This window comes from Neisseria sp. P0017.S009 (genome assembly GCF_051957375.1).
GTDB classification, from domain to species: domain Bacteria; phylum Pseudomonadota; class Gammaproteobacteria; order Burkholderiales; family Neisseriaceae; genus Neisseria; species Neisseria perflava.
Genome location: NZ_JBQCWL010000013.1, coordinates 1 through 3372, shown reverse-complemented (window position 1 = coordinate 3372; position 3372 = coordinate 1). Strand labels below are relative to the sequence as shown.

Genomic DNA, 3372 nt, shown 5'->3' with positions numbered 1-3372 from the left:
GGGTAAGCGGATTAAATGGTTGATCTTACCTTTGCATGAGAGTGAGACAGACTAGCATCTCATCGGATTATCTGGTTGATGCTTCACCTACTGCTGGTGCATGTTTCCTTCGCTAATTCCAGCAAGAACCCCACACGCCTCAACTTCCCGGTCATCGTTGCAACTCGCTCTCAGTGAAACGAGTTGTTTCTCAAGCGCTTGCAGAGCGGTTATCTGCGACCGCACATGAGAGATGTGATCATCGAGCAAGGCGTTGACGGCGGTACAAGGCTGATGAGGGTCGTCCTGATAGCTCTGTAGTTCGTGAATCTCAGCCAGTGACAGGCCCAGGATTCTGCAGCGACGGATGAAGGCCAGCCCCTCACCATGCTTCTCGGTATAGACACGGTAACCGTTGTCCTGCCGATCAGGCGGCGGCAATAAGCCCTGCTGTTCATAGAAGCGGATCGTCTGTGTTTCGACCCCTACCAACTGCGCCAACTGACCAATGCGCATCAGCCTCCTCCCCAACGGATTCTTTACTCTATTGACCTTATAGTAGCTTTATAGTTTAAAATGGTACCACAACATTGTTCAAGTGGAGTCATATTATGAGCAAATCCTGTGGTGGCGCCTGTGGCGGTGATGCAACGTCCCCAGCGGATACCGATATACAGGCCTCCTCCGAGGCGACAGGGAGATGGGTCAGTGTTTATGCAGTGCCGAAGATGGACTGTCCATCAGAAGAACGAATGATTCGCCTAGCCCTGAACGGCTTTGAGGAGATTCGGGCGCTGTCCTTCGACTTGTCGAATCGCCGGCTGAAGGTCGTGCATGACGGCGAGATCGAGCCCGTCACCTCGAAACTGAAGACCTTGGGGCTAGGCGCCTCGCTTCAGGAAACCGTCGCTGCAAATCCAGAGACCATCAAGGCCGCCGAGTTTTCGGCAGCTTCTGCTAAGCAAGAATCCTGGACCCTGCGCTGGTTGCTCGGCATCAATGCACTTCTGTTCGTAGTGGAAATGACTGCCGGTCTGATCGCCCAGTCCACCGGCCTGATTGGAGAATCCCTGGACAATTTTTCCGATGCGGCGGTGTACGGGCTTGCCCTTTATGCGGTTGGACATAGCGTGAAAATGCAGGTACGTGCCGCGCATCTTGCTGGTGTACTGCAACTGATCTTGGCTGTGGGCGTGCTCGTAGAGGTGGTGAGACGCTTTGTATTCGGTAGTGAGCCTGAATCTCTGGTGATGATGGCTATCGCATTCGTCGCATTGATTGCCAATACCAGTTGTCTGCTGCTCATATCCAAACATCGGGAAGGCGGGGCGCACATGAAGGCAAGCTTGATATTCTCGGCCAACGACGTGGTGATCAACCTGGGGGGCATCACCGCCGGCGCCCTGGTCGCGTGGACCGGTTCCAATTATCCAGATCTGATTATCGGCACCATCACGGGGGTGATTGTACTTAACGGTGCCAGACGCATTTTGGCGTTGAAGGGTTAAATAATGCTCATTATTGGCAAAAAGCTCTCGCCGTATGCCCTATTGTCCATATCGGGCCTGCTGGCAGCGTCTGATCAGGCTGTAAAGTGGCTGGTGCAGCAATCAATGGCCTATGGCGAGTATGTTTCGGTGACCCCGTTCTTTAACTGGGTGCACCTATGGAACACCGGTGCCGCATTCAGTCTTTTTGCGAATGGTGGAGGCTGGCAGCGCTACTTTTTTATCGGAATCGCGGTAGTGGTCTCGATTTTTCTGATCAAGCTGATCCTTGAAAATCGTCATAAAGGAGAAGCCATCGCTTACAGTCTTATCCTCGGTGGCGCCATGGGCAACCTGATTGACCGGGTCTTTCGCGGCTATGTTGTGGATTCCTTTGATTTCTATTGGCGAGACTGGCATTGGCCGGCCTTCAACCTGGCTGATATTGCAATTGTCCTCGGTGCCTTACTTTTCGTTTCCAGCAGCTTGTTGGGTAAAAAAGCAAACACCAATGCCGAGTCGGATGGATCTGACTGACACCTACGCCTATACAACACCATGACCGAACTTCCCGACAACATCCTTCACCTGCCGCAATACCAAGTACTGGGCTGCAAATCAACCGACGACGAAATGCACTTCCAGGTGGACGTGCCCGATCCCATCGCCTGCGAGGAATGCGGCGTGCAGGGTGAGTTCGTACGGTTCGGCAAGCGTGACGTTCCCTATCGTGATCTGCCCATCCACGGCAAGCGGGTCACTCTCTGGGTGGTCCGCCGCCGATACACCTGCCGGGCCTGCAAGACAACATTCAGGCCCCAGCTACCGGAGATGGTGGACGGATTCCGTATGACACTGCGGCTGCATGAGTACGTGGAGAAGGAATCCTTCAACCACCCCTACACCTTTGTGGCGGCACAGACCGGCCTGGACGAGAAGACGGTGCGCGACATCTTCAACGCCCGCGCCGAGTTCCTGGGGCGCTGGCACCGCTTCGAGACGCCCCGCATCCTGGGCATTGACGAGCTATACCTGAACAAGCGCTACCGCTGCATTCTGACCAACATTGAGGAGCGAACCCTGCTCGACCTGCTGGCCACCCGCCGCCAGGACGTGGTGACCAACTACCTGATGAAGCTGAAAGACCGGCAGAAGGTCGAGATCGTCAGCATGGACATGTGGAACCCCTACCGGGCAGCGGTCAAGGCTGTACTGCCCCAGGCCCGTATCGTGGTCGATAAGTTCCATGTGGTGCGCATGGCCAACGATGCCCTAGAGAGAGTGCGCAAGGGCCTCAGAAAGGAGCTGAAACCGTCCCAGAGCCGGACTCTCAAGGGAGACCGGAAAATCCTGCTGAAACGCGCTCACGAAGTCTCAGACCGGGAGCGCCTCATCATGGAGACCTGGACAGGCGCGTTCCCGCAACTGCTGGCCGCCTACGAGCACAAGGAGCGCTTCTACGGCATCTGGGACGCCACCACACGGCTCCAGGCAGAAGCCGCCCTGGACGAGTGGATAGCCACCATCCCGAAGGGCCAAAAGGAAGTCTGGAGCGATCTGGTCAGGGCAGTGGGAAACTGGCGTGAAGAGACCATGACCTACTTCGAGATGGACATGCCCGTCACCAACGCTTACACGGAGTCCATCAACCGACTGGCCAAGGACAAGAACCGTGAAGGGCGCGGTTACTCCTTCGAGGTGATGCGGGCACGAATGCTCTACACCACGAAGCACAAGAAGAAGGCACCGACTGCGAAGGTCTCTCCTTTCTACAAGAAAACCATCGGTTACGGACTGCCGGACTTCGCAGAGGAACTCAACTACGGAGTCGATCTATCAACCATCTGAGGGTGGTATCAGATTGATGGGGTGAAGGTGCCCCATCAACCATTAAATCCGTATACCC

At 55.4% G+C, this 3372-nt stretch carries 4 protein-coding genes; 3 read left to right on the top strand and 1 reads right to left on the bottom strand.

Features of this window, described 5'->3' with window-relative positions:
* Positions 1–87 precede the first annotated feature (87 nt).
* Entirely contained in the window at positions 88–495 is a 408-nt protein-coding gene (cadR, locus tag ACTHTG_RS11110; RefSeq protein ID WP_004364961.1) for a Cd(II)/Pb(II)-responsive transcriptional regulator, read from the bottom strand.
* A gap of 95 nt (positions 496–590) precedes the next feature.
* Here cadR and ACTHTG_RS11105 point away from each other — a divergent pair, with 95 nt between their 5' ends.
* The 3 genes from ACTHTG_RS11105 to ACTHTG_RS11095 are packed head-to-tail and all read left to right on the top strand — an operon-like array spanning position 591 to position 3314.
* The gene (locus ACTHTG_RS11105) at positions 591–1487 is read left to right on the top strand and encodes a cation transporter (protein ID WP_049331817.1); all 897 of its coding nucleotides are present in this window, start codon (positions 591–593) and stop codon (positions 1485–1487) included.
* Positions 1488–1490: 3 nt separating this feature from the next.
* A complete protein-coding gene (lspA, locus tag ACTHTG_RS11100) occupies positions 1491–2003 on the top strand; it encodes a signal peptidase II (protein ID WP_003821921.1) in 513 nt (170 codons plus the stop codon).
* A 21-nt stretch (positions 2004–2024) separates the two neighbouring features.
* The gene (locus ACTHTG_RS11095) at positions 2025–3314 is read left to right on the top strand and encodes an ISL3-like element ISPpu12 family transposase (protein WP_049331821.1); all 1290 of its coding nucleotides are present in this window, start codon (positions 2025–2027) and stop codon (positions 3312–3314) included.
* Positions 3315–3372 lie beyond the last annotated feature (58 nt).

What these genes read in the sequence shown, in the direction of transcription:
- cadR (WP_004364961.1), bottom strand. Translation starts at nt 495, where the DNA reads ATGCGCATTGGTCAGTTGGCGCAGTTGGTAGGGGTCGAAACACAGACG.
- ACTHTG_RS11105 (WP_049331817.1), top strand. Translation starts at nt 591, where the DNA reads ATGAGCAAATCCTGTGGTGGCGCCTGTGGCGGTGATGCAACGTCCCCA.
- lspA (WP_003821921.1), top strand. Translation starts at nt 1,491, where the DNA reads ATGCTCATTATTGGCAAAAAGCTCTCGCCGTATGCCCTATTGTCCATA.
- ACTHTG_RS11095 (WP_049331821.1), top strand. Translation starts at nt 2,025, where the DNA reads ATGACCGAACTTCCCGACAACATCCTTCACCTGCCGCAATACCAAGTA.